A 24219-nucleotide genomic window follows, 5' to 3' on the forward strand; every position below is an offset into this window, starting at 1 on the left:
CTGATATTCAATACATCTCGACTCCGCTCGATGGGACAGAAAGTTTAATTTTAAACTTTTTTGACAGCCTCTTTCTTTTGTATTTGAAAAGCCAATTAATCCCTTCCTCCCAAGACTTGTAATCCCCAATAGAAAAGGGTAGCCAAGGAGCCAATGGCCGCTACCAAATAGGTACGGGCCGCCCACTTCAAGGCATCTTCAGAACCTTTATATTCTTGCGGTGTTACCATATTCTTGGCCTTCAACCAAGCTAAAGCCCTATTGCTTGCGTCATATTCAACCGGCAAGGTGATAAAACTGAACAAGGTTGCCATTCCCATCATCACCAATCCTGCAATGGCCACCCAATATCCAAATCCCACACCTGCTGCTGCACCTAGCATCAGTCCTCCAAAAACAACCCACATAGACATGCCGGAAGTAACACTAACCACGGGGACCAATTTAGACCTCAAAGTCAACCATTCATAAGCTTGGGCATGCTGTACGGCATGGCCACATTCATGGGCAGCAACCGCAGCCGCAGAAGCGTTGCGTTGACTATAAACCCCTTCACTCAGGTTAACGGTCTTGTTCTTTGGATTGTAGTGATCCGACAACATTCCCGGGGTAGAGACGACCTTTACATCGCGAATTCCATGGTCGGCCAACATTTTCTCGGCAATCTCCGCACCGCTCATTCCATTTTGCAAATGCACCTTGGAATAATACTTGAACTTGCTTTTCAGTTTACTACTTACCAGCCAACTTACCAAGGCAATGGCACCGATTAATATATAATATCCCATCATAATTTTTCCAGTTTAATTTTTATAAAAATACTAAAGATTCCCATTTCGTTAAGAACCAGATTAAATTAAAAGCAAAAACCCCGCCAATCTCCATTAATAAGCCATCTGGAGTTAGCAAGGCACTTTACACTGACAAAATGTACTTTTTATGCCATTGCGGTATCCCAACCAAACGTATCTATGATTTCTTTGTAAATTACTTCTCCAAGGGCAATATTCAGCCCTTTATTCAACGATTCATCATCGGAGCATGCCTTTTGCCATCCTTTATTAGCCAATGCCAATACATAAGGCAAGGTTACATTGGTCAACGCCACTGTGGAAGTATAAGGTACGGCTCCAGGCATATTGGCCACAGAGTAATGAACTACATCATCAATGATATAAATGGGGTCTTCATGTGTTGTCGGCTTGGTTGTTTCAACACACCCCCCTTGATCCACGGCAACATCAACAATCACTGCACCAGGATGCATGGTCTTAAGCATATCCCTGGTAATTAAATTAGGGGCTTTGGCACCTTTGACCAATACCCCGCCTACGATCAAATCATGGGTCTTTACATGTTTTCGAATATTATATTCATTTGAAAATTCCGTGACTACATGACTTGGCATCACATCATTTACATAACGAAGCCTTTTCATGTTTATATCGAGAATTGTCACATGGGCGCCAAGTCCTGCTGCCATTTTAGCAGCTTGTATGCCTACAACCCCTGCTCCCAATATCAATACCCTTCCGGGAGGGACACCGGGAACACCGCCTAGTAATACCCCTCGGCCTTTTTTGGGTTTCTCTAAATATTTAGCCCCCTGTTGAATGGCCATTCTACCGGCAACCTCAGACATAGGAGTCAGCAAAGGTAAGGTCCCTTCTTTGTCCTCTACCGTCTCATAGGCAATGCATATGGCCCCACTCTCGATCATCGCTTTCGTCAAAGGTTCACTAGAAGCAAAATGAAAATAGGTGAATACTATTTGTCCTTTTTGAATGAGACCATATTCCTCTTCAATGGGTTCTTTCACCTTCACGATCATGTCACTCATACTATATACCTGGCCAATGGCATCCAATATAATGGCCCCTACCTGTTTGTAGTCCTCGTCGCAAAAACCACTACCATCCCCAGCACCAGATTGCACATAAACGGTATGCTTTTTATGAACCAATTCAAAAACACCTGCCGGTGTCATACCGACTCGACTCTCATTATTCTTTATTTCTTTTGGGACGCCTATTGTCATTTTGTTATGATTTTAGAATATGGAAGTAAAATTGTGACAATAGTTCGAAATAAAAAAATTATTGCATATAAAATAGGGGTAATTTCGCTATAATACCACATTAATAGCTATATACCCCTATATTTAATAGGGGTGAAGTTATATTTTATTGTTATTTATTCTTTTTAGTGATTTTTTTAGGGGAGGTGAATAAATAAATGTCATTATTAAATAACAAAAGCCGATTTCATTGAAAAAGAAATCGGCTTTTGTTGGATAGACTTAAGTGTTCACCCAACAATATTCACAATCTTACCTGGCACAACGATAACCTTTTTAGGGGTTCTTCCCTGTAACTGTTGCTGGGTTTTCTCATGGGCCATTACCGCCGCTTCAATACCCTCCTTGTCCAAATCCAAGGACAATTCTAGCGTAAAACGCATTTTACCATTGAAGGATATAGGGTATTCCTTACTGTTTTCAACCAAATAGGATGCATCGAATATGGGGAAAGGTGCTGTGGAAATGGATCCTGCATGACCCAATTGTTCCCAAAGTTCCTCGGCTATATGCGGTGCATATGGGGAAACCAATATCGCCAAGGGCTCCAAAATTGCGCGACTGGTACATCTTTGGGCCGAGAGTTCATTGACACAGATCATAAAAGTGGAGACCGAGGTATTGAAACTAAAGTGCTCAATATCTTCCTCGACCTTTTTAATGGTTTTATGAAGGGTCTTTAAGTTTTCCTTCGTAGGTTCGCTGGTATCGAACTTGGCCCCATCCGTATCAAAAAACAAACGCCATAATTTCTTAAGGAACGAATGGGTACCCGTGATCCCTGCGGTATTCCAAGGTTTGGACTGTTCCAAAGGCCCGAGGAACATTTCATACAAACGCAAGGAATCGGCCCCATAGTCCTCACAAATACTATCCGGACTTACCACATTGTATTTCGACTTGGACATTTTTTCGACTTCACGACCAACGATATATTTGTCATTCTCCAAGATAAACTCTGCATCCTTGAATTCTGGTTTCCAATTTTTAAAAGCGGCCACATCCAACTCGTCAGACGCATTCACAAGCGAAACATCAGCATGAATCGGAGTAACCTTTCTATTCCCTATTTTCCCTTTAGAGATTACGTTCCCTGTTTCCTCTTCCCGATAAACGAAAGCGCTTGTCCCTGTGATCATCCCTTGGTTAATCAATTTTTTGGCAAATTCATCTTTGGGCACGAATCCCTTATCGAACATGAATTTTTGCCAAAATCGCGAATACAATAAATGCCCGGTGGCATGTTCGCTACCTCCAATGTACAAGTCCACATCCTGCCAATAATCAATAGCTTCCTTAGAGAAAATCTCATCGTCGTTACGGGGATCCATATAGCGGTTAAAATATTGGGAACTCCCTGCCCAACCCGGCATGGTATTCAATTCAAGCGGAAATATAGTTGCATGGTCGATCGCTTCATTTTCGACCACTTTATTGTTTTTTGTATCCCAAGCCCAGACCATTGCATTCCCTAAAGGGGGTTCCCCGGTTTCGGTAGGTAGGTATTTTTCAACTTCCGGTAAGTGAATGGGTAAGTGTTCTGCGGCTATCATTTGCGGCAAACCATTTACATAATACACCGGGAAAGGTTCACCCCAATAGCGTTGACGGCTAAAAACAGCATCGCGTAGCCGATAATTTATCTTTCCTTCCCCCTGGCCTATTTTCTCCAATTCAAAGACAATCCGCTTTACGGCCTTCTTATAAGACAACCCGTTTAAAAAGTCAGAATTCGCAATAACCGTTGTTTCCTTATCCGAAAATGCTTCCTGGGAAATATCGACCCCTTCAAATATATTCGGAATAGGGATATTGAAATGCTTCGCAAAGTCATAATCACGCTGGTCACCGCAAGGAACTGACATCACCGCTCCCGTACCATAACCTGCCAACACATAATCGCCGATCCAAATCGGTATGGGCTCCTTGGTAAAGGGGTGTTCTGCAAACGCCCCGGTAAACGCCCCGGTAATGGTCTTAACATCGGCCATTCGGTCACGTTCCGAACGTTTGGCCGTAGCTTCCACATACGCATCGACCTCGGCTTGTTGTTTCGGGGTTGTGATTTTGGAAACCAATTCATGCTCTGGGGCCAAGGTCATAAAACTAACCCCGAAAATGGTGTCGGGCCTAGTAGTGAAAACAGGAATCCTGAATGCTGAATGCTGGATCCTGAATTCGACTTCAGCACCTTGAGAGCGCCCAATCCAATTCGTTTGGGAGTCTTTCAAGGGCTGGGGCCAATCTATTTTGTCAAGACCATCCAATAGTCGTTGGGCATATGCAGTGATCCGCATGCTCCACTGGGTCATTTTTTTACGAACCACAGGGTGGCCCCCACGCTCAGAAACCCCATTGACTATTTCATCATTGGCTAAAACCGTTCCCAAAGCCGGACACCAATTGACCTCTGTTTCCGCGAGGTAGGTTAGTCGGTATTGCAATAGTATTTTCTGTTTGTCCGTACTTGAAAATGCCTTCCATTCCGTTGCGGAGAATAACGCCATGTTCTCATCGCATACCGCATGTACCTTACTGTTCCCCTCTTTCTCGAATTGCGTGATTAAAGTTTCAATACCCTCGGCCTTGTCGGTATCCTTGTTGTACCAAGAATTGAACAATTGAATAAAGATCCATTGGGTCCATTTGTAATATTTGGGGTTCGACGTACGAACCTCACGGCTCCAATCAAAAGAGAAACCTATTTTATCCAATTGTTCCCGATACCTATTAATATTGGTCTCGGTCGTAATTGCCGGATGTTGTCCTGTTTGAATGGCATATTGCTCTGCAGGAAGACCAAAGGAGTCATAGCCCATGGGGTGCAGCACATTAAAACCTTTATGTCGCTTATATCGCGCATAAATATCACTGGCGATATACCCTAACGGATGCCCAACATGAAGCCCAGCCCCAGAGGGGTAGGGAAACATATCCAACACATAGAATTTTTCCGCATTGGAATTATTCTCCGCCTTAAATGTTTGGTTTTCGGCCCAATAGGCCTGCCATTTATCCTCTATACGCCTAAAATCGTAGTTCATGTCAACTTAACTTTATCAACAGACCTGTCAAGTATGAAAAAACCTGACAGGTCTGGATTCACAAAAATAAGTTTATTCGATTTACTTTCCTATTTTTACATATTGAAGTACACGACACATGAGCAAATCTTTTGAAAGTTACCAAAAACGAAAGTTGATTTCTTCGTATTTCTCAGTGGTCTTAAGTATTGGGCTGGTGCTTTTTCTTTTGGGCATCCTCGGTTTATTGGTACTGAACACCAAAAAAATGGCCGATCATTTTAAAGAGCAGATTACGATTTCGGTCTTTCTAAAGGAAAATGCCAAGGAGGTCGAAGTGGATCAACTGCAAAAAAGCCTGGCCATGGCAGAATATACCAAATCTGCCACCTATGTATCCAAAGAAGAGGCAGCGGAACAACACAGTCAGGAAATCGGGGAGAATTTTATTGATTTCCTAGGGTACAATCCGTTGAAGAATTCCATTGATGTACAATTGAACGCAGACTTTGTTTCCCCCGAACAGATTGAGGAAATTGCGACAGGGATCTCCAAAAAGAATTATGTCGATGAAGTAAGTTATGACAAGCCATTGGTCGGACTTCTCAGTGACAATGTAAAAAAAATCAGTTTCTGGATCCTTGTGGCCAGTGCTATTTTTACGTTCATCGCGGTTTTGCTTATCAACAGTTCCATACGATTGTCTATCTACTCCAAACGCTTTATCATAAAGACCATGCAAATGGTAGGGGCCACAAAAATATTCATTCGAAAGCCTTTTCTTTGGACAAACATTAAACTGGGCATGCTGGGCGCTGTCATTGCCCTATTGGCCTTGGGAGGGGTGTTGATCTATTTGCACAATAATTTTACCGAATTCGATATCTTACAAGACAGTACGCAATTGATTATTCTATTCGTAGGGGTTTTTGTGTTAGGCGTTTTGATCTCATTGATAAGTACCTACTTCGCAACCCAACGCTTTTTAAACCTAAGGACAGACGAGTTGTATTATTAGTTCAGTCTTTGGTTTCTATCAGGCACGCATTTCTTCAAATTATAAAATGGGTACCCTTGGTTTTACCCAATAGTTCAAAAAGTACGCAATATGTAATAAAAACATAAAATCGCGTTTATATAAAAATAAATACGACGGACTTCATTACATTTGCGCCATGTCTAAAAAGCAGCACAATTCGAATGGGCAACCTGTAAAGCCTGAATTCATATTTCATAAAAAGAATTATATGTTCATGTTCTTGGGCATTGCCTTTATTACCTTAGGGTTCATTCTTATGACCGGGGGAGGCAGTGATGATCCCAACGTTTTTAATCCTGATATTTTTAATTTTCGTAGAATTCGATTGGCGCCGACCTTAGTACTGATCGGTCTTGGAATAGAAATCTATGCTATTTTGTTGAATCCCCATAAGAAGCGCAATTAATTGGAAACCATTGATGCCATAATCCTTGGAATCGTACAGGGTCTTACCGAATTTCTTCCCGTTTCATCCAGTGGACATTTAGAATTGGGCAAAGCCATATTGGGGGATAGCACCGTCCCTGAGGAAAGTCTTTTGTTTACCGTAGTACTTCATTTTGCCACGGCATTGAGCACGCTAGTGGTATTCAGAAAGGATGTTTGGGAAATACTTCGAGGCCTTTTTCAATTCACATGGAACGAGGAAACCCGATTTACATTAAAAATCATCATTTCCATGCTTCCAGCGGTCTTTGTAGGCCTGTTTTTTGAAAAACAATTGGAAGCCTTTTTTGGCGGGGATGTCCGCTTTGTTGGCTTTATGTTATTGGTAACGGCCGTTTTGCTCTATTTTGCCGATAAGGCCAAGGATACTGATAAGAAAGTCTCGTACAAAAATGCCTTTATTGTAGGTGTTTCCCAAGCCATTGCCATGCTCCCCGGTATCTCAAGGTCAGGAGCAACCATATCTACCTCGGTTATAATGGGTGTTGACAAGACCAAGGCCGCCCGTTTTTCATTTTTAATGGTGGTTCCTTTGATTTTCGGTAAAATAGGCAAGGATATCATGAGTGGGGAACTCAGCTTCCACAGCGAAAACACTTTTGCCATGGGTGCCGGTTTCATTGCAGCATTCATTGCAGGATTGGCTGCATGTACATGGATGATCCAACTGGTAAAAAAAAGCAAACTCACCTACTTTGCGGTGTACTGTTTGATCGTAGGGCTCATTGCGATTGGATATAGCTTTTGGAGCTAATTTCCATACACCCCTAAAAAGACTAAAAAAAGACCCTTTAATGGAATCATTATCAAAAGAGGATTTTTTGGAAGGACAGTTGCTTTTGATCGATAAGCCCTTGCGCTGGTCATCGTTTCAAGCCGTGAACAAACTCAAATGGGCCATTCGTAAGAAATTCCACCTAAAAAAAATAAAGATTGGCCATGCAGGTACCCTTGATCCATTGGCAACTGGCCTTTTACTGATTTGCACAGGCAAGTTCACCAAAAAAATAAATGACCTTCAGGGGCAGGCAAAAGAGTATACAGGAACTATCACCTTGGGAGCAACCACACCCTCCTATGATCTTGAAACCGCTGTGGATGAAACCTTTTCCATAGCGCATATCTCGGATGCATTGATTCAAAAAACCACAACAGGATTTATCGGGAATATTGAACAGACACCGCCTGTATTTTCAGCGCTTAAAAAAGATGGGAAACGATTGTATGAATATGCCCGGGAAGGCAAGGAAGTTGCTATAAAAAAACGACGTGTAACAATTTCTGAATTTGAAATCACCAATATAGATTTGCCTAACGTTGATTTCAGGATTGTCTGTAGCAAGGGCACCTACATTCGTTCATTGGCCCATGATTTTGGGAAAGCATTACATTCAGGAAGCCATTTATCGGCATTGCGAAGAACCAAAATAGGTGATTACAACGTAAATATAGCCATGGATCCCAACGTTTTTGCAGATATATTGCTAGAAACCGGGAGTATTTAGGGTGGAAAACGCCATGGATCCCATTTCAACGAAAAATTAAAATATTTCGACAAAATACGGGTTATAGACTTATGCAACTAAATCGTCAACAATTGGCTTTGCTCATTACCATCTTCGCTATGGCCATAGTGGTCTTGGGGTTGTATAGTATTCATCTTGGTGGAAACCAAGAGGAAGATGAGTATGTAGTTGAGTTGGTTCTGGACCAGGAAGATCTCGAGGAGTTGATTCAGGAAGAGGAAAAGATGTTGGAAGAATTGCAGCAACAGGATCCCATAAAAAGCCATATGGCGTACAATGAAACGGCCAAACCCAGTTTTGGGAATCCCGAACCGCTTAAGACCCTAGAAGAGCTTTTAGAGGAGAAAGCCACTGCCACTTCCGATGACAATTCTGATTATGATACTGAAGACACAGACTATGTAGCCAAGGTAAAGGAATTGGCAAAGCAAAGGGAGGAGAAAAAACAATTGCTGGGTGAAAGGGAAGCCCAAAAAGAAGAGCGCACGAATAATCTGGCCGCGAGAAGAACATCGGTCTCCTACTCCCTGATCGATAGAAACAATTACAAATTACCGCCCCCAATCTATACCTGTATTGAAGGTGGAAAAGTGGTTATAAATATTGAAGTCGATGCATTGGGAAATGTTATCGATGCAAGCTTTAATTCAAAAAGCTCTGGCACCTCGAATGGTTGCCTGGTCGACAACGCTATCACCTATGCCCTCCAGGCCAAGTTCGATGCCTCTTCAAAAGCATTTCAAAAAGGGACCATCACCTACTTATTCCAAGGAAAGTAAGTCTAAGAGATCGGTAAGTATGCTTTGCCCTTTGTCGGCATTATACCAAACCTGTAGTTCTTCCTTGAATTCGGGTGTCAATGCACCATATTGATTTTTAAAGTCACTAACCAACTGTTCTGCGATTTTTGGTCGGGAACCCCACTCGCCCAGTATTTCGCCTGACGCATTATTCACCATGATCAATTTTGGGATACTCATGGCACCTTGGGTCAAAAACCGATTCATGATGTCGAGGTTTTCATCCCGTAGGATTATTTTTAAGGTTATATTGTCGTTGAGTGCTGCCACTTTATTGATCATGGGCAAGACCTGCGCCGCATCCCCACACCAACTTTCGGTCAACACCAGCCAGGTTACTTTGACTTGATCAAAACCCAGAATTCTTTCAGTGAATTCTTCATTGATTTTCAAGGTTTTGTCCAAACGTTTCATACGTCGTTGGTTCAAGAGCGTATAATTGACCTCAGCTTCGGATGTTTCTTGCCCAGTGGCCCTTCCTTCTTGGGCTAGCGTATCCATCAAAAACCTATAGTCTTCATATGACATTCCTTTATCCATTCCTTTTTGTACCAGTGCTTCCGTGGTAACCTCTACATTTTCCAAAACGATTGCGTCCATAAATATTGCGATTAAAACGACAAAGTTACCATCGAAAATCAATTCCATTGGTAACTTAGGTGACATAGGTGGCTATTTTACGCCAAACCTTACACTATTCTTATTTTTATCATAAATTCTGGGGGTTCACCGAAAGGCTTTCGAATAGTTTTGCCTTGGCCATATAGTATTTGTTACGCACTTCGATCTTTTTTAATTCTGCATCAATGAGTTTGCTTTCCCGGGAATTAATCAAAAACAAGGAACTTTCCCCAAAACTGAATTTGCGTTCCTCCGCATTTAAAAGTAACGTGTAATTATCTACTATTTCATTGATCATTAGGTTTTGGGATTCAAAGGATTCCAATTCCCGATATACCGACAAAATCTTGTTCTTAATCTGTATTTGGGCATTATCAAGCTCATATTGTGCCTCTTGCACTTTGTATTTCGCCAATCGCAGATCCCCCCTTTCCTTTCGCAGAAAAAGCGGTAATTGAAAACTAATACCTCCTTTGTACTGCCCTGTTTCAAAGGAATTTATGTACTCAGGTGTTTCGGTCAAAAAATTATACTGTACGTCTATCTTAGGCAATAGGCGATTTGTCTTTAATTGTTTTTCAACCCGTAATCCATCAATTTTATAACCCAAAGATTTTAATTTTGGATGATTTTCAATGGAAAAACTATCCAATGGTTTTCCCAAAATTTCAAGGGTAATGTCAATCTCCGCTTCAATCGCTGTTTCAGGGATTACATTGGGTTGCAATTCCATGGGGATGCCCTCATTTATCCATAAAAAATTCGAAAGGACCAACGCTTGTTTCATTAATCCCACTTTTACCTGTTCTAGGCCCAATGCCCTGGATTGCATGGCAATTTTCGCCTCTACGGTATCGATTGCCGCAATATCACCAGTGCTCGCATTGCGTTTTATGCCCTCAAACCTCATTTTGGCGTTATCCAAAAAATGCTGATAAATCAAGGCCTCGTTATATGCTTTCAACCAATCAAAATAAGCAAGGGAAGCCTCATAAAGAATTTGGTTCACCAACAAGTCACGATCCACCTTGGACTGATTCCTGAAATATTTTGCCTTTTTAAGGGTTGCCATGCGATCGTTGATCCATAAGCCTTGTCCGAGCGACATTGACATTCCTGCACTGTACAAACCATCGGGGGGAAGCGTCTCTGCAGGGTTTAGATATTCCCCACTATTCTGTTCAAAATTGCCTTTGAGCTCAATACCGTACCACGTAGGTATCTTGAAGGTGGTATTCAAACGATCGTAATATTCAGTCCCCTTGAATTTCTTTTGGTCATAATCAACCTCGATCTTCGGGTCAAATCCGCCCCTGGCTTTCATTAAATTTGCCTGGCCCACACCTATTTGCAATTCAGCTTGTTTTGCAATCGGATGGTATTTTTTTACATACCCCAGATATTCATTGAACCGCAAGACCACGGTATCTTGTACCTGACCCTGAAGTGCCAAGCACAAGATGAAGAATAGGAAGAAACTATAGGTGCGCATCACTACTTCTTTTTAGCGTCGGTTTTGACATTATTGGGTTGGTAATAATTTGGTGGGAAACCATTCAATTGCCGCCATAACTCATACCAAATAGGTACATCTTCCAATAGTGCGATGGTATTGGCACCTGAACCTACACGAATCGCTGATGGCCATGGATGATCATTGGGGTCAGGGGCCAGCAAAACCCTATACATTCCATTTTCACTGATGAAGTTTTCTATGGCCACGATTTCACTGCCATACGTACCGTATGAAACATTAGGCCAGCCACTGAACACTATAGCCGGCCATCCATCAAATTGAATGCGTACCTTTTCGCCAAGATGTAACAGCGGTAGATCCAAAGGTTCAACATAGGTTTCAACGGCCAAATCTACATCTGAAGGCATAATACCCACCAAACGGTCACCTTCCTTGAAGGTTTCTCCTATACCTCCTTTTATGGCCTTGTTGATATAGCCATTCTGGGGCGCACGTATGTAATAGAGGTCATTACGCATCTGGTAGTTCGTAAACGCGCTCTCTAATTTTGTGACTTGTGCTTCAGAGTCGAATTGATTCGACTGTGCCGTGAACATATCACCCCTTGTCTTTGCTATTTTATCTGTGTATTCGGCCATAACACGACTGATTTCCATCTGGGCGTTCAAAATTTCATTTCTGGAAGCCAATACCTTGTTTTCCTGTGAAATCAATTTGGCCTGGGTCTCTTGAAATTTTAGGCGTTTTTCTTCTACATCGGTCAAGGCTTTTAGACCCTCTGACTGTAGTTGTACAATGCGATCATATTGTCGTTGGGCTATGCTAATATTTGTCTTCGCCGCCTCTAAATCAATACTATCGCTCTTTACCTTTAATTTTGACTGTAACAATTTATTCTTGGCTTGCTCCAACTTTAAACCCCGCTCACTAGTAAGTGCGGCTATTTGACTGTTCAAAGCCTTTACTTTGCCCTCATAGGAGGTGACCGAGGATTCCTTGGCCTTAATTTGCTGCCCCGTTCTTTCGACCAATCTCGGATCCTGATATTCGTTTTTGATTTCAGAGATAAACAGAATGGTATCGCCTTTTTTTACATAATCCCCTTCTTGAACATACCACTTTTCGATTCGACCAGGAATGGGCGATTGAATCGTCTGGGGACGTTGATCGGGCTTTAAGGTCGTTAAATATCCCTTGCTATTGATGTTCTGTGTCCACGGTAGAAAAAGGATAAGAAACGCCACGAGTGCAAAGGCCAATAAAAAGCGATTAAAATGCTTATAATGTCTTTGATGGAATACCTTTTGGGCAGAAGTAAATCGTTCTAGCGAAACCTTTTGGTTCAATTTGTTATGCGAAATATTCAACATACTACGTTACTTTTTCATCGATTATTCTTCCTTTTTCCATGGTGATAACACGTGTACAATGTTCAATCCATCGCTTGTTTTCACCCACTACCAATAAGGCCCACCCGTTACCCGGGTCACTCAGGAAATTTATAAGTTTAGTTGCTTCCGACTTTTCAAATTGATCCAAGGGATTTTTAAGAAGTAGTAACTTGGGCTTTCTAACGATACTTCGCGCCAAAACTATTTTTTTGGCTACTGTATAGGGAATCTGCTTTCCTTCAGGATAGAGAATCGTTTGTAAACCTCGAGGCTGCTCTTTTACGAACTCGGTCAGGCCTACGTTTTTAAGAGCCCAATTCACTTGTTCCTGTGAAATAGTTTTATCACCAAAAGTTATGTTGTTCAAAATGGACCCTTCAAAAGGGGTTTCCTCAGGTAAGCATTGACCTAATTGGGAACGATAGTGGTTAAGACTTATACCGTTTAGGGAATGTTCATTGACATATACACCTCCCGAATCGGGTTCCAAAATACCCGAAATAATGCGCAACAAGGTGGTCTTTCCTGAACCACTTCCCCCCTTCATGAGAATGCGACTATTGGGGGTAATCTTTAAGCTGACATTATCAATTATTTTCTTATTACTGCCGGGTACGCTATACGAGACACCTTCCAACTCGACAAAAAGAGGGGCATTTCCCTCTAAGGAAATCTCACCTTCTTGTGTTTCCAACTCCTTATCGACAACTTGGCCCAATTTTTCCAAGGATGTCAATAGATCATAAAAGGTCTCTAATCCCAGAATCAATTTCTCTACAGAACTTATGACCAAAAGAATAATGATCTCGGCAGCCACAAACTGTCCGATGTTCATTTCCTGGTTCAGTACCAGTAAACCCCCAATGAGCAAAAGCCCTGCCGTTACGAGAACCTTAAACCCTATCATTTGGACAAACTGTAATACCAATACCTTAAAATGACCCTCTCGCGCATTAAGATACTCAGTGACCAGTTCATCATTTTTATCCAGGGCAAGCGAGGTCTTTCCTGAAAGCTTGAAGCTTACAATCGACCGGGCTATCTCCTGTAACCAATGCGCCACTTTGTATTTGCTTTTGGATTCATTAAGACTCGTGTCAAGTCCTTTTTGGGCCGTAAACTTAAAAACCACATAAACAAGCAAGAGCAATAAAATGCCATAAACAATGAAAAACGGATGGTAGAAAGAAAGCAATAAAAGCCCAAGAATTATCTGCAATAAAGCGGCAGGAAAATCAATCAAAATCTTTGAAAGTCCCTTTTGAATGGTGAGGGTATCGAAAAACCGATTTGCCAACTCCGGCGGATAGTAATTGCTTAATTCACTCATTTTAATTTTGGGGAACCTGTACGCAAATTCAAAAGAGGAGCGTGTGAAGATTTTCTGTTGTACATTTTCTATGATTCTGATCTGCATTAACTGTAGTACGCCCACAAATGCCACGCCCAGTGTCACGAGGACAACCAGTACAATCCAAGAGGTGCTGATACGCGCCCCTTGCAATAGGTTGATTATAGCCTGAATACCTAGGGGGAGGGACAAATTTACAACGCCAGCGAATATGGCGTAATAAAACACTTGGGTAATATCCCTTTTGTCCAAACGCAACAAACCTATTAGCCGCTGCCATGAGGTCATCATTATTTTCGTCATTCTCTATGATTTAAGGATGCAGAACACAAGGTTTTGAAAGTAAACCGTAGGGTCGTTTTTCTCGTGACAGTCCGTCAACGAAGGGAAATGGTCCCGCAAAAAATATTGGTGAAGCGATCCTTCTAATATAGTACTGGCCAGGCTAGAAGGGAAAGGGTAATCGGGATGAATCGTCTTTATCATATCACTTATCCTCATAACCAATCTTTTATAGATTATAAAATAACCCTCTTTGTTTTCAGCATCGACCTCTTTGGTCAAATAGGATTTTGAATATTCGTTGACAACGATTTTGTTCAAGAACACCTCATTGATATGTGAAAATGCGGAATCGACCTCAGTCACCTTAGTAACAATTTCAATGGCCTTTTTAAGCTTTTCTATGGGATCACCCATACTATTGGTCTCGAAAACCAATTGATACTCCAACCACCCCCAATACCAGGATGTCAAGTATAATAACAGTTTATGCTTATTTTCAAAATAGCGGTAAATCGAACTTTCATTGGAACCGATCTTGATTCCCAGTTTTTTGAATGTAAAACTCTCAAAGCCAATCTCATGGATCAGTAAAATGCTTTCCTCAACAATACGTTTTCCCAAATCCGATGATTCCGGATCCTTGACATAAATCTTTTCGTTGATGTTTATTTTAACAGATCGTAATAAACGTTCCATGCTCTTTGTGTTTTTGGAAGACAAATATAATAGTATTACTATCAACATATAATAGTTTAACAACTATTTAACGATTGCAATACTAACTTTTTATTTATAATTATTAAATTCGTAAAATAATTGCCAATAATCGATAATAAAATAATATAGTTATGAGAAAATCAGCAATAATGATTGCATTCTTATTCTCTATTGGAATGCTGCACGCACAGGATAACTCAAGTGTAATTGAAAAAGGGACTGTCTTAACATTGGGAAATGTTACCGCATCAAGCTATCAGCACATTGATTTTCCAAGAAAAAATATCATTATCAAAAGAGGGGCTATCGCCGATTTCAATAATCTGGAAGGCCGAAAAGTATTTGTTGAAGAAATCGTAACCGCAAATGGCAAAACCAAAGTAACCCTTAAACGAAAAGACGGACGTAACTTTTTCAGGTTCTGGCCTACAGTAACCTCCGATATCGAAATGGCGCTAGCGAAGGGCGAATTGAAAATGCCAAATACAAAAAGGGAAGATTCGATTGCAGACAATGAATAATGGTTAGTTTTTAATTTTGTTCTCTCAACACCGGTCCGCCTATGTTTGTTTCGCTAGTAATATGGGAACTCTGAGGCCGGTGTTTTTTTGATACTTAATACAATTGAAATGATATTATCGCAAAGTAATACACTGACGCAAGACATCGATGCCGCTCGTAAGGAAGGCTATAATAGCGATTTTTATTTCAGGAATGGAAAAATTAATTGTAGGGGTACCAATGACACTTATGGTCATGAATCTTGTTTTTTGGTGGAATATTGCAGGCATGAAGGCATGACCGACCCTGGGGATGCATCGATCCTGTTCTTGATTCAGTGTGGCGATGGCCGCAAAGGGTATTTGAGCAGTGCCTACGGTATTTACGCAAACACCGATCTTATCGATTTTATTCATTCCTTGAAAAAGCTGAACGATTCTAAATAGTCCATCTATGGTTTTGACCCATATCCTTACCGATACTAAAGAACAAGCTTTGAATTGCATTGATATCCTACTGGATAAAAAACTATTGTTGGATGCCTCACTATCTGAAAAGACCACCTATTTCAAAAACGAAAGCTCCCATAAATTGGAATCAAAATCCAATATATTGATAATAGGCAGAACCAAAGCCCTACTTTTCCAATCGATCGATCAAGTACTACAAAAATATTACCCAAACAATATGCCCAGTCTCTATGCTGTACCCATTGTGTATATGAACGATGATCAAAGCGATGCCATTCGCGAGAAAACAGCCAAGATCTAAAATGGTTTGCCGTTCGATCCAAGTTTGAATTTATCTATATCTTTAATCCAAAGTTCGCTTATATGGATAGACACAAATGTGGATGGTGCGTTGGCGATGACCTCTATGAAGCGTATCACGACCAGGAATGGGGCGTACCGGTCCAAGATGATGCTACTTTATTTGAATTTCTTATTCTGGAAACCTTTCAAGCAGGATTAAGTTGGATTACCATTCTTCGCAAACGGGAAAATTTCAGGAGCGCCTTTGATCAATTTGATTATAAAAAAATCGCTGCGTACGATGCAGCGAAAATAGAAGCATTACTTCAGGACAAAGGCATCATACGAAACAAATTAAAAATTAGGGCCACGGTAACCAATGCCCATGCCTTTATGAAAGTCCAGGAAGAATTCGGAAGTTTCAGCGAGTACATCTGGAGTTTTGTGGATGGAAAGCCTATCAAGAACAAAGTCATACATTATAAGGAAGCCCCTGCGAATACCAAAATTTCAGATGCCTTGAGCAACGACCTTAAAAAAAGAGGTTTTAAATTTGTTGGGAGTACTGTGGTGTATGCACACATGCAAGCGACAGGCATGGTCAATGACCATGAAGTCGGTTGTTTCAGATATAACGAGGTTTAATGGGACAGCAGTCTTCCAATTTTGACGCTTGAAAAGTATCTTGGCATAAATCGTTAATTTACCGAGGATTAAAAAGTAAGTCACGTATGAGATATGGTTTGTGGTTCGGTTTGATTTTGTTTCTTGTCACTTATTTATGTCAAGGCCAGGACATAAAGGAACGTGAGCATCGCATCAGGAAATCCCAATTTCCAACAATGCAACTGAACAGTATGGTACTTGGCCCAAAAATCAAACAAAAACGATATTACAAAGAAGTCGATAGTCTCGGAACCACATATTTTTTAAAATTCAAAAAGGATCGCTTACACTATTTTTTATCCTTTGACGAGGCTGGCAGCTTAGTAAATTCAGGATTCCGGGTTACTGAGGTCGACATCCCCGAAGAAACCTACCAAGAAATAAAAGGATATCTATCCGATTCTTTTGAAAAGTTCAGGGTGAAGCGCATTTTTCAAGAGTATCCCGCAACCAACACCGAAAACGATACCCCAAAGTTAACCGACACATTTCAAAATCTTATCCTCCCTAGCAATGTGTATAAGCTCATTATGATTATGAAGAATAACAAAAGGAATCGCGAGCTCGATCTTTGGTTCAGCGCAGATGGAAGTCTTCTTCGCAAACGGCCAGCGTTGCCAATGAACCACGACCGTATTTTATATTGACCATCTCGAACAAAAGAAAGAATGACCGATTTCTTACGAACATTGGAACTTGAATTTGAGACGAACGCAGATTCAGAAACTGCAGCCGGTCAAAAGGCTTATATGCGGAACCAATTTGAATTTTACGGCATCAAAACCCCGAAAAGAAGGGCGCTCCAACGACCCTTTTTTGAAAAAACTTATTTACCTCCCAAGGTCGAATTGGAACACATAGTAAAAACGCTTTGGCAAAGACCCCAACGTGAATACCAATTCTTTGCCCAGGAATTGGTATTTAAATATAGCCGCCACTTCGATCAAAACGATATTGACCTATTGGAATATATGGTAACGAACAAGTCTTGGTGGGATACCGTAGATTATATTGCCGTTAAATTAATTGGCCCGTATTTTGAGTGCTATCCTAGGCAATTAGACACCTATATCGAAAAGTGGTTGGCCTCTGACAACATTTGGTTACAGCGTTGCTGTTTGCTTTATCAATTGAAACGAAAGGATAAAATAGATACCCAAAGGTTGGAATACATTATAAAAAAACTCTTGGGATCCAAGGAATTCTTTATCAACAAGGCCATTGGCTGGGTGTTACGTGAGTATAGTGGAACCAATCCCAAATGGGTAAAAAACTTTGTCGAACACAATGATCTATCCAGCTTAAGTCAGCGCGAAGCACTTCGGTTACTGGATTGACTTAGTTCCTTTTTAGAATATCAATGAATTCAGATCTTGGGATTTCCCTTGCTCCTAGACTTTCTAAATGCGTGGTATACAATTGACAATCGATCAATCTGTATTTTTTTTGATGAAGTTCCTCAGCCAATTTGATAAAAGCGAATTTTGAGGCATTGTTTACCGCACTAAACATGCTTTCCCCACAGAAAACATGGCCTAAATCGATACCATAGAGCCCCCCGACCAACGCACCGTCTTCCCAAACCTCATACGATTTTGCATGCCCCAATCGGTGTAATTTCATATAGGCCTCCTTCATTTCCTGGGTTATCCAAGTACCATCCTGATGTTTTCTTTTTACGTTTGCACAGTGATCGATGACCTGTTCGAAGCAGGTATTTTTGGTAAGTGTAAATTGGTCGCTTTTTAAAACCTTGCACATACTTTTCGAAATCTTGATATGTTCTGGGAATAGGACCATTCTAGGATCTGGACTCCACCATAACATTAAAGATCCTTCGTTAAACCATGGAAAAATACCGCTTCTATAAGCAAGCATAAGCCGTTCTGGTGAAAGATCACCCCCCACGGCCAGTAATCCCTCAGCATTTGCATCTTCTATCGGAGGAAAATAAATGGCATCGGTAAGAAAGGTCAAGGGTCTATATGGACTATCCTTTTTCATAGATCAAGTTTTCCTAAAATTAGACAATTCAAAAAAAATAATGGCCATGCCACTATCAAGGATAAAAAAAAGACCCAAAAGGGTCTTTTTTACTCGTTTTTGTGGTCTCCTTAAAACGGAAGGTCATCGTGATCTTCGTCATTGATGTTATCCGCAGGTTCAAAGGCCTCCATAGGTGGCACTGGCGGTATATTGGAAGAACCTTCCGCGGTCTGAAGATTCTCGATACGCCAACCTTGTATGGCATTGAAGTATTTTACTTCTCCCTGTGGGTTGGTCCATTCGCGGCCCCTTAGATTAATACTGATCTTTACCTCTTGGCCAACTTGATAGCTATTCAGTAAATCGCATTTATCCTGTACAAACTCAACAAGTATATGTTGTGGGTATTGTTCCTCAGTGGTCACTACCACTTCCCTCTTTCTAAAACCATTGCTTCCAAAAGTCTTGGTTTCATCAATCATCTTGATTTTTCCTTGTAATTCCATGTTTCAATAATTATGCTATCTGCGTTTAATGTTTAATATATGCATTTTCAATTTGGGAGCCCCAAAAGGTAGGTTCCCTGTTTTTTGCCGTTATTCTTTTTGGCATGTCCTTTTTTCCACGTATAATTCTCAGAACCCAGTCCATCTAACAAAAGATCCAAATCCTTGAGCGTATACATTCGTGGCAATGATGCCTGACCGTCCCAAGCATAACATATTGGGATAATCGGAATGAAATAGGTAAAAACTATTTGCCGCCAAGTTAAGGGTTTTACAAATGGTGTCATAAAAAGAACCATAATAATTAATATAATCAATGATATGGGTAATAGCAACCACCAAAGAAGCAGCGGTATATTATTATCGCCCATCTCGTAGATCAATAAGGGTTGATGGGTCCTTTGGGCAGATTCAAGGATTGCTTTTGCCTTCGCCGGCCGCATATGATGAAAACTGTTCATCATGGTCTTTAAACCCATGGGAGCCGTTGAGATATTGGTTGCATCAACCGATGTATCGCAATAACTGATTCTGTCCGAAGTATTCAAATTGAATTTTTTCAACATTTCTGGACTGGGGAATAAATCGGTCATGATCAAAGCGACATGTTCAAGACCATTGATTTTATGGATCGAAGCCAAAACCTCGGGCATAGCACCTCCGGAACCAGAGCCTAAATCAACAATCGTGTCCAGTTTTTTAGACCTTAGAATGTCCGCAATCATGGTGGCCAACAGTTCGGGTACCCCGATCATCTTTTGAATGATTACGATTAAATTGGTCATACAGACACGCAACCAGGTCGGAAACCACCCAAAATCCTCAAATTCGAATAACTGTATTCGTTTCATTTTGCCAAAAGTAGTTTCCATGCCAAATACACTTCGTTTCGGTTAATATATTCCTGGGCACTGCGATGCAACAGATCGATATCATTTAAACCGACCAAAGTTCTCAGCTCCTTGTTCGAATTTATAAATTCGTTTATTTCAGCGGTCGTTGGCAATGCCGCAACATTACCCAACATTCCGAGATCATTCCCGGTCAAGACACGGCTTAACCTGATTTCTTCAGGTATGGCATCGACACCAATTCCCATACTTGTTAAGGGTTTGGGCACTTCGAACAAACCTTTGTTGGCCCTTGCATACCAATTGCCTCCCATACGGGCCACCTGGTCTATCTTAATGGGGTCTATACTTCCGTTTTCATCTAGAATAGCGGGATTAATATGTATTTTAAGCACTTCTGAAAAAATCAAATTCCCAGCTCCACCCCCACTCCCGAGAGGTTCGATCTTGGTTACTTTGCATTCAAACTGAACGGGCGATTCCGCTACCCGAAATGGTTGTACCAAATCTGATTTCACCATGGTAAGTCCGGCTTTCAAAAACTCGTTTACCCCTTCCGGATATTCGGTACTTGAAAGCGACATTTGCTGTACTATGTCAAAATTCACGACATTGATAACAACTTCCTTGACTGTTTCAACGTTCGCCAAGGTATGCTTTGTGGTGTTATCCCTAACCCTACGCGCCGGCGAAAAAATCAATATAGGCGGATTGGCACTGAACACATTGAAAAAACTATAGGGCGATAGATTGGGCCTGCCCTTTTCATCAATGGTGCTGGCAAAGGCAATAGGTCTTGGTCCGATTGCCCCTAAAAGATACCCATGTAATTCTGGTATGGAGATATCTTTTGGATCTATTGAGATAGTATTGGCCATAGTCTAACAAATGTAGTCAATTTGGCTCCCATTAAAAACAGATGGTCTTGTATACCATACACCATTTATGTTCATTTTACGTTATCTTTAAAGCAACAAATCGGCCAGATGGATTTTAATCCCAAAAAGAAGACTTCGAACTTTGTTTTACTGGCAATTGCCTTTGCCATTGTGAGTTTGATTTTGTGGAACACGAACAGTTTCTTTAAAAAGTTCAAGGAGGAGGAACGTTTGAAAATGGAGATTTGGGCCACGGCCCAATCTGAGCTTTTGCAATATTCCGAGGACATGGATATGGGTAATCTTACCATTAAAGTACTTCAAAACAATACTTCTACCCCAATGATTCTAATGAATAAGGATGGATCTATCAAGACCAATAATATACCGAAGGAAAAAGTGGAGGACTCCTTATACGTGCAGCGGAACATTCGAAAATTTGAAAGTGAAAACACGCCAATATCCATCGACCAACAAGGCGAGCATTTAGCGACATTATACTATGGGAACTCAGAGATGTTGAACAAATTAAAATATTATCCCATAGCCCTCTTGTTGATTATTTTTCTTTTCGGGGCCGTCATTTTCTTTTTCTTCAAAACCAACAAAGCGTCAGAACAAAACAAATTATGGGCGGGCATGGCAAAAGAGACAGCCCATCAGATCGGCACACCCTTATCCTCCCTCTTGGGATGGAACGAACTTTTGAAAGCGGAAAAAATAAATCCAGAGATCACCAAGGAAATCCAAAAGGATATTTCGCGGTTGGAAACCATTACAGAGCGATTCTCGAAAATAGGCTCTTTACCGGAGCTCAAAGAAGTTGACATTGTAAAGGAAACGAAGGAAGCCTATGACTATTTAAAACTTAGAAGTTCTAAACTGATTCATTTTTCGTTCAATACAAAAGTAGAGAAATTGCCCGTGCTTTTAAATCATGCCTTATATAATTGGACCATCGAGAACCTGGTCAAGAATGGCATTGATGCCATGAAGGGTAAAGGGAGTATCGCCATCGATATTATCCCGGCAGGGAGATACGTAAATATCCTCATAGCCGATACGGGAAGTGGCATTCCAAAAAGTAATCACAAAACCATTTTCAATCCTGGGGTAACGACCAAAAAAAGAGGATGGGGCCTAGGCTTGTCACTCGTTAAAAGGATCGTGGAAGAATATCATAAAGGAAAGATAAAAGTCCTTTCTTCAGGCAAGGAGGGTACCATCATGCAAATATCATTAAAAGTAAAAACATAAGTCATGTCGAAGGAGAAGTTAGTAGTGCTCAAAGAGGCGAATATTACCAATAATTGCCCTGAATGTTTTAATCAGGATATGAAAATCACCTTTAAACAAAAACACAAATATGGGAAATTATATGATCGAACCACCAATGAGGTGACCCATACCATCAAATGCAATACCTGTGAATCGATTATCTATCCGGTGAATTGGACCGAGGATATAGAACGCATCTTCAATTATTATAAAAAAATGGTCGAACCTGAAAAGGCCTCGATTCGATTTACATCCCTGTTTTATATTCTGGTGGTCTCTCTTTTAGTAGTCATAGGGGTCGGTATCTACCTATGGCAATCCGGGGTTATTCTATTCTAGAACGGATTTTTGCAGCAATAGACTCAAACTCTTCCTTCGAAAGTGATACTTTATGTTGAAAAGTAGCCTCCTTCATGACATTCAGAGGAATTAAATGCACGTGCACATGGGGCACTTCAAGACCGATTACCGTGATGCCCACCCGTTTACAATCGACAGTGGCTTCAATGGCCTTGCCAACCTTTCTTGAGAAAGTCATAAGTCCCATATAGGTTTCCTCATCCAGATCCATAATCTTATCCACCTCCTTTTTGGGAATACATAAGGTATGCCCTTTGGCATTGGGGTTGATATCCAAAAAGGCAAAGAAATGGTCGTCTTCGGCTATTTTGTAACACGGGATTTCCCCATTGATGATTTTGGTGAAAATACTGGCCATGGTCGTTTTGTTTTACTAGACTCGTTTTAAAGCAAAAAAAATCCTATCAATAATGATAGGATTAAATATAAAGATTTATCGTAATCTATTCCCGGGTAATCCCTAAAATCTCAAAAGTGATTTTACCATTGGGTATGGAAATCTCAGCCGTATCCCCCACTTTTTTACCCAACAGCCCCTTCCCAATCGGGGAGCTTACCGAAATCTTTCCGGATTTGAGATCGGCTTCACTCTCGGCCACCAATTTATATTTCATCTCCATACCATTGGTTTGGTTCTTCAATTTTACGGTAGACAGGACCAATACCTTTGAAGTATCCAATTGGGTCTCATCGATCAATCTGGCATTGGCCAAAGTTCCTTCCAACTTTGCTATCTTCAATTCCAAAAGTCCTTGTGCTTCCTTAGCAGCGTCATATTCGGCATTTTCGGATAAATCCCCTTTGTCTCGGGCCTCGGCTATCGCCTGCGACGCCTTAGGGCGTTCAATATCCCTAAGTTGATTCAACTCATCCTTTAATTTTTTTAAGCCTTCTGCCGTGTAATAAGATACGTTACTCATAGCTTCATCGTTTAATAAATAGGAAAATCCCCTTTTTTAAAGAGGATTTAACGCAAAGATACATATTTTTTATTCACTTTTGCTCCTGTCCAATGTATTACAAATTGTATTATGAACCGTATCTGTGCCCTATTTTTAGTGTTCCTGGTGTTTGCATGTAGCAATGACGCTACCAATCGAAATCCGTATTTGCAGGAAATTGGTTTTAGGTATGACATGAACCTCAACCTACCCTTATATAGTCCTTTGACCAATACCGGCTCAGCAATTTATGTCGGCACAAAAGGCGTGGGAACCGCCGGGATATTTGTTATCAATATAGGTTTCAATGAATTTGTTGCCTCCGAAGCTAGCTGTCCCAACCATGCACCCAATGATTGTTCTACCATGGTACTCAATGGACAGACGGCCACGTGCATGTGCGATGATTATGAATACAGTTTATATACAGGTCAAATGTTGAACAGGCCTGATGATGGAAAACGCTATTATGATATGCTCATTTACCGCAACACCTTTAGTGGTAATATATTGAGTGTCTACAATTAGGGACTTGGATATCGGACGAGTATCGAAGATAACGGCAGGCCATCCATTTGATCCTCGTATCGTCCTTCATGCATCAGTAAAAAGCATCCAACAATTTGTGGTGTTTCCTCTAAAATCCACTGGTATAAATCCGTATTTTAATTTACTTTCGTACACGTACCAGCGATTTTGACAATAACGCTTATCTAGCTGGAGCATCTTCTTTAAAACGTTCACAA

At 40.9% G+C, this 24219-nt stretch carries 28 protein-coding genes; 14 read left to right on the forward strand and 14 right to left on the reverse strand.

Translation table 11 applies throughout. The features are described from left to right. Nucleotides 1–95 precede the first annotated feature (95 nt). The 3 genes from WBM98_RS14615 to leuS form a co-directional block, all read right to left on the reverse strand. Nucleotides 96–791, reverse strand: coding sequence for a zinc metallopeptidase (locus WBM98_RS14615; RefSeq protein ID WP_424366763.1), 696 nt, complete (start codon nucleotides 789–791; stop codon nucleotides 96–98). A gap of 146 nt (nucleotides 792–937) precedes the next feature. Then, nucleotides 938–2038, reverse strand: a complete 1101-nt coding sequence (gene ald / locus WBM98_RS14620; protein WP_424366764.1) for an alanine dehydrogenase — start codon at nucleotides 2036–2038, stop codon at nucleotides 938–940. A gap of 269 nt (nucleotides 2039–2307) precedes the next feature. Further along, nucleotides 2308–5121 (reverse strand): leucine--tRNA ligase, encoded by a 2814-nt coding sequence (gene leuS / locus WBM98_RS14625; RefSeq protein WP_424366765.1) that lies wholly within the window; start codon nucleotides 5119–5121, stop codon nucleotides 2308–2310. 118 nt (nucleotides 5122–5239) lie between these two features. On the opposite strand from leuS, the gene WBM98_RS14630 reads away from it, so the two are divergent. From WBM98_RS14630 to WBM98_RS14650, 5 genes are all read left to right on the forward strand, one after another. Further along, nucleotides 5240–6118: a cell division protein FtsX gene (locus WBM98_RS14630; RefSeq protein WP_424366766.1), complete on the forward strand. Its 879-nt coding sequence runs from the start codon at nucleotides 5240–5242 to the stop codon at nucleotides 6116–6118. A gap of 157 nt (nucleotides 6119–6275) precedes the next feature. Beyond that, entirely contained in the window at nucleotides 6276–6545 is a 270-nt protein-coding gene (locus tag WBM98_RS14635) for a DUF3098 domain-containing protein (protein ID WP_424366767.1), read from the forward strand. Next, on the forward strand, nucleotides 6546–7340 hold the full coding sequence (locus WBM98_RS14640; RefSeq protein ID WP_424366768.1) for an undecaprenyl-diphosphate phosphatase: 795 nt from the start codon (nucleotides 6546–6548) through the stop codon (nucleotides 7338–7340). Nucleotides 7341–7380: 40 nt separating this feature from the next. Then, nucleotides 7381–8091 carry a tRNA pseudouridine(55) synthase TruB gene (gene truB, locus WBM98_RS14645; protein ID WP_424366769.1) on the forward strand — a complete coding sequence of 237 codons (711 nt, stop codon included), beginning with the start codon at nucleotides 7381–7383 and terminating at the stop codon, nucleotides 8089–8091. Nucleotides 8092–8162: 71 nt separating this feature from the next. Then, nucleotides 8163–8891, forward strand: coding sequence for a hypothetical protein (locus tag WBM98_RS14650; protein ID WP_424366770.1), 729 nt, complete (start codon nucleotides 8163–8165; stop codon nucleotides 8889–8891). Here the strand turns inward: WBM98_RS14650 and WBM98_RS14655 are convergent. Genes WBM98_RS14655 through WBM98_RS14675 form a run of 5 tightly spaced genes read right to left on the reverse strand, consistent with a single transcriptional unit; the run spans nucleotide 8874 to nucleotide 14733 of the window. Then, nucleotides 8874–9578 carry a thioredoxin family protein gene (locus tag WBM98_RS14655; RefSeq protein ID WP_424366771.1) on the reverse strand — a complete coding sequence of 235 codons (705 nt, stop codon included), beginning with the start codon at nucleotides 9576–9578 and terminating at the stop codon, nucleotides 8874–8876. The two genes, WBM98_RS14650 and WBM98_RS14655, sit on opposite strands and share 18 nt — an antisense overlap. Nucleotides 9579–9621: 43 nt before the next feature. After that, complete coding sequence (locus WBM98_RS14660) at nucleotides 9622–11025, reverse strand: TolC family protein (RefSeq protein ID WP_424366772.1); 1404 nt, start codon at nucleotides 11023–11025, stop codon at nucleotides 9622–9624. A gap of 2 nt (nucleotides 11026–11027) precedes the next feature. Next, the gene (locus tag WBM98_RS14665) at nucleotides 11028–12380 is read right to left on the reverse strand and encodes an HlyD family secretion protein (protein ID WP_424366773.1); all 1353 of its coding nucleotides are present in this window, start codon (nucleotides 12378–12380) and stop codon (nucleotides 11028–11030) included. 1 nt (nucleotide 12381) lies between these two features. Continuing rightward, nucleotides 12382–14055, reverse strand: coding sequence for a peptidase domain-containing ABC transporter (locus WBM98_RS14670; protein WP_424366774.1), 1674 nt, complete (start codon nucleotides 14053–14055; stop codon nucleotides 12382–12384). A gap of 3 nt (nucleotides 14056–14058) precedes the next feature. Then, the gene (locus WBM98_RS14675; protein ID WP_424366775.1) at nucleotides 14059–14733 is read right to left on the reverse strand and encodes a TetR/AcrR family transcriptional regulator; all 675 of its coding nucleotides are present in this window, start codon (nucleotides 14731–14733) and stop codon (nucleotides 14059–14061) included. Nucleotides 14734–14885: 152 nt separating this feature from the next. Here WBM98_RS14675 and WBM98_RS14680 point away from each other — a divergent pair, with 152 nt between their 5' ends. The 6 genes from WBM98_RS14680 to WBM98_RS14705 all read left to right on the forward strand — a co-directional run bounded on the left by WBM98_RS14680 (nucleotide 14886) and on the right by WBM98_RS14705 (nucleotide 18010). After that, entirely contained in the window at nucleotides 14886–15275 is a 390-nt protein-coding gene (locus WBM98_RS14680; RefSeq protein ID WP_424366776.1) for a hypothetical protein, read from the forward strand. Between the two features lie 108 nt (nucleotides 15276–15383). Continuing rightward, the gene (locus WBM98_RS14685; protein WP_424366777.1) at nucleotides 15384–15701 is read left to right on the forward strand and encodes a hypothetical protein; all 318 of its coding nucleotides are present in this window, start codon (nucleotides 15384–15386) and stop codon (nucleotides 15699–15701) included. A gap of 7 nt (nucleotides 15702–15708) precedes the next feature. After that, complete coding sequence (locus tag WBM98_RS14690; protein ID WP_424366778.1) at nucleotides 15709–16026, forward strand: hypothetical protein; 318 nt, start codon at nucleotides 15709–15711, stop codon at nucleotides 16024–16026. Nucleotides 16027–16088: 62 nt separating this feature from the next. After that, the gene (locus WBM98_RS14695) at nucleotides 16089–16652 is read left to right on the forward strand and encodes a DNA-3-methyladenine glycosylase I (RefSeq protein ID WP_424366779.1); all 564 of its coding nucleotides are present in this window, start codon (nucleotides 16089–16091) and stop codon (nucleotides 16650–16652) included. A gap of 86 nt (nucleotides 16653–16738) precedes the next feature. Then, nucleotides 16739–17320: a hypothetical protein gene (locus tag WBM98_RS14700; RefSeq protein ID WP_424366780.1), complete on the forward strand. Its 582-nt coding sequence runs from the start codon at nucleotides 16739–16741 to the stop codon at nucleotides 17318–17320. Between the two features lie 21 nt (nucleotides 17321–17341). After that, on the forward strand, nucleotides 17342–18010 hold the full coding sequence (locus tag WBM98_RS14705) for a DNA alkylation repair protein (RefSeq protein WP_424366781.1): 669 nt from the start codon (nucleotides 17342–17344) through the stop codon (nucleotides 18008–18010). 1 nt (nucleotide 18011) lies between these two features. Here the strand turns inward: WBM98_RS14705 and aat are convergent, their stop codons facing one another. The 4 genes from aat to WBM98_RS14725 all read right to left on the reverse strand — a co-directional run bounded on the left by aat (nucleotide 18012) and on the right by WBM98_RS14725 (nucleotide 20894). Then, complete coding sequence (aat, locus tag WBM98_RS14710) at nucleotides 18012–18677, reverse strand: leucyl/phenylalanyl-tRNA--protein transferase (RefSeq protein WP_424366782.1); 666 nt, start codon at nucleotides 18675–18677, stop codon at nucleotides 18012–18014. Nucleotides 18678–18787: 110 nt separating this feature from the next. Next, a complete protein-coding gene (locus WBM98_RS14715; RefSeq protein ID WP_424366783.1) occupies nucleotides 18788–19165 on the reverse strand; it encodes a DUF3127 domain-containing protein in 378 nt (125 codons plus the stop codon). A 47-nt stretch (nucleotides 19166–19212) separates the two neighbouring features. Then, nucleotides 19213–20016, reverse strand: a complete 804-nt coding sequence (locus WBM98_RS14720; protein WP_424366784.1) for a hypothetical protein — start codon at nucleotides 20014–20016, stop codon at nucleotides 19213–19215. Next, entirely contained in the window at nucleotides 20013–20894 is an 882-nt protein-coding gene (locus WBM98_RS14725) for a flavin reductase family protein (protein WP_424366785.1), read from the reverse strand. Before WBM98_RS14725 ends, WBM98_RS14720 begins: the two co-directional genes overlap by 4 nt. Before the next feature lie 108 nt (nucleotides 20895–21002). On the opposite strand from WBM98_RS14725, the gene WBM98_RS14730 reads away from it, so the two are divergent. Continuing rightward, complete coding sequence (locus tag WBM98_RS14730; protein ID WP_424366786.1) at nucleotides 21003–22151, forward strand: sensor histidine kinase; 1149 nt, start codon at nucleotides 21003–21005, stop codon at nucleotides 22149–22151. Between the two features lie 3 nt (nucleotides 22152–22154). Next, the gene (locus tag WBM98_RS14735) at nucleotides 22155–22511 is read left to right on the forward strand and encodes a hypothetical protein (protein WP_424366787.1); all 357 of its coding nucleotides are present in this window, start codon (nucleotides 22155–22157) and stop codon (nucleotides 22509–22511) included. Here WBM98_RS14735 and WBM98_RS14740 read toward each other — a convergent pair. Then, complete coding sequence (locus WBM98_RS14740) at nucleotides 22498–22890, reverse strand: HIT family protein (protein ID WP_424366788.1); 393 nt, start codon at nucleotides 22888–22890, stop codon at nucleotides 22498–22500. The genes WBM98_RS14735 and WBM98_RS14740 overlap by 14 nt on opposite strands. 85 nt (nucleotides 22891–22975) lie before the next feature. Next, nucleotides 22976–23452 (reverse strand): transcription elongation factor GreA, encoded by a 477-nt coding sequence (gene greA / locus WBM98_RS14745; RefSeq protein ID WP_424366789.1) that lies wholly within the window; start codon nucleotides 23450–23452, stop codon nucleotides 22976–22978. 111 nt (nucleotides 23453–23563) lie between these two features. Between greA and WBM98_RS14750 the strand changes: the two genes are divergently transcribed. Then, on the forward strand, nucleotides 23564–24001 hold the full coding sequence (locus tag WBM98_RS14750; protein WP_424366790.1) for a hypothetical protein: 438 nt from the start codon (nucleotides 23564–23566) through the stop codon (nucleotides 23999–24001). The last annotated feature ends 218 nt before the right edge of the window (nucleotides 24002–24219 follow it).

The sequence above is a fragment of the Maribacter sp. genome (assembly GCF_049667165.1).
GTDB lineage: Bacteria > Bacteroidota > Bacteroidia > Flavobacteriales > Flavobacteriaceae > Maribacter_A.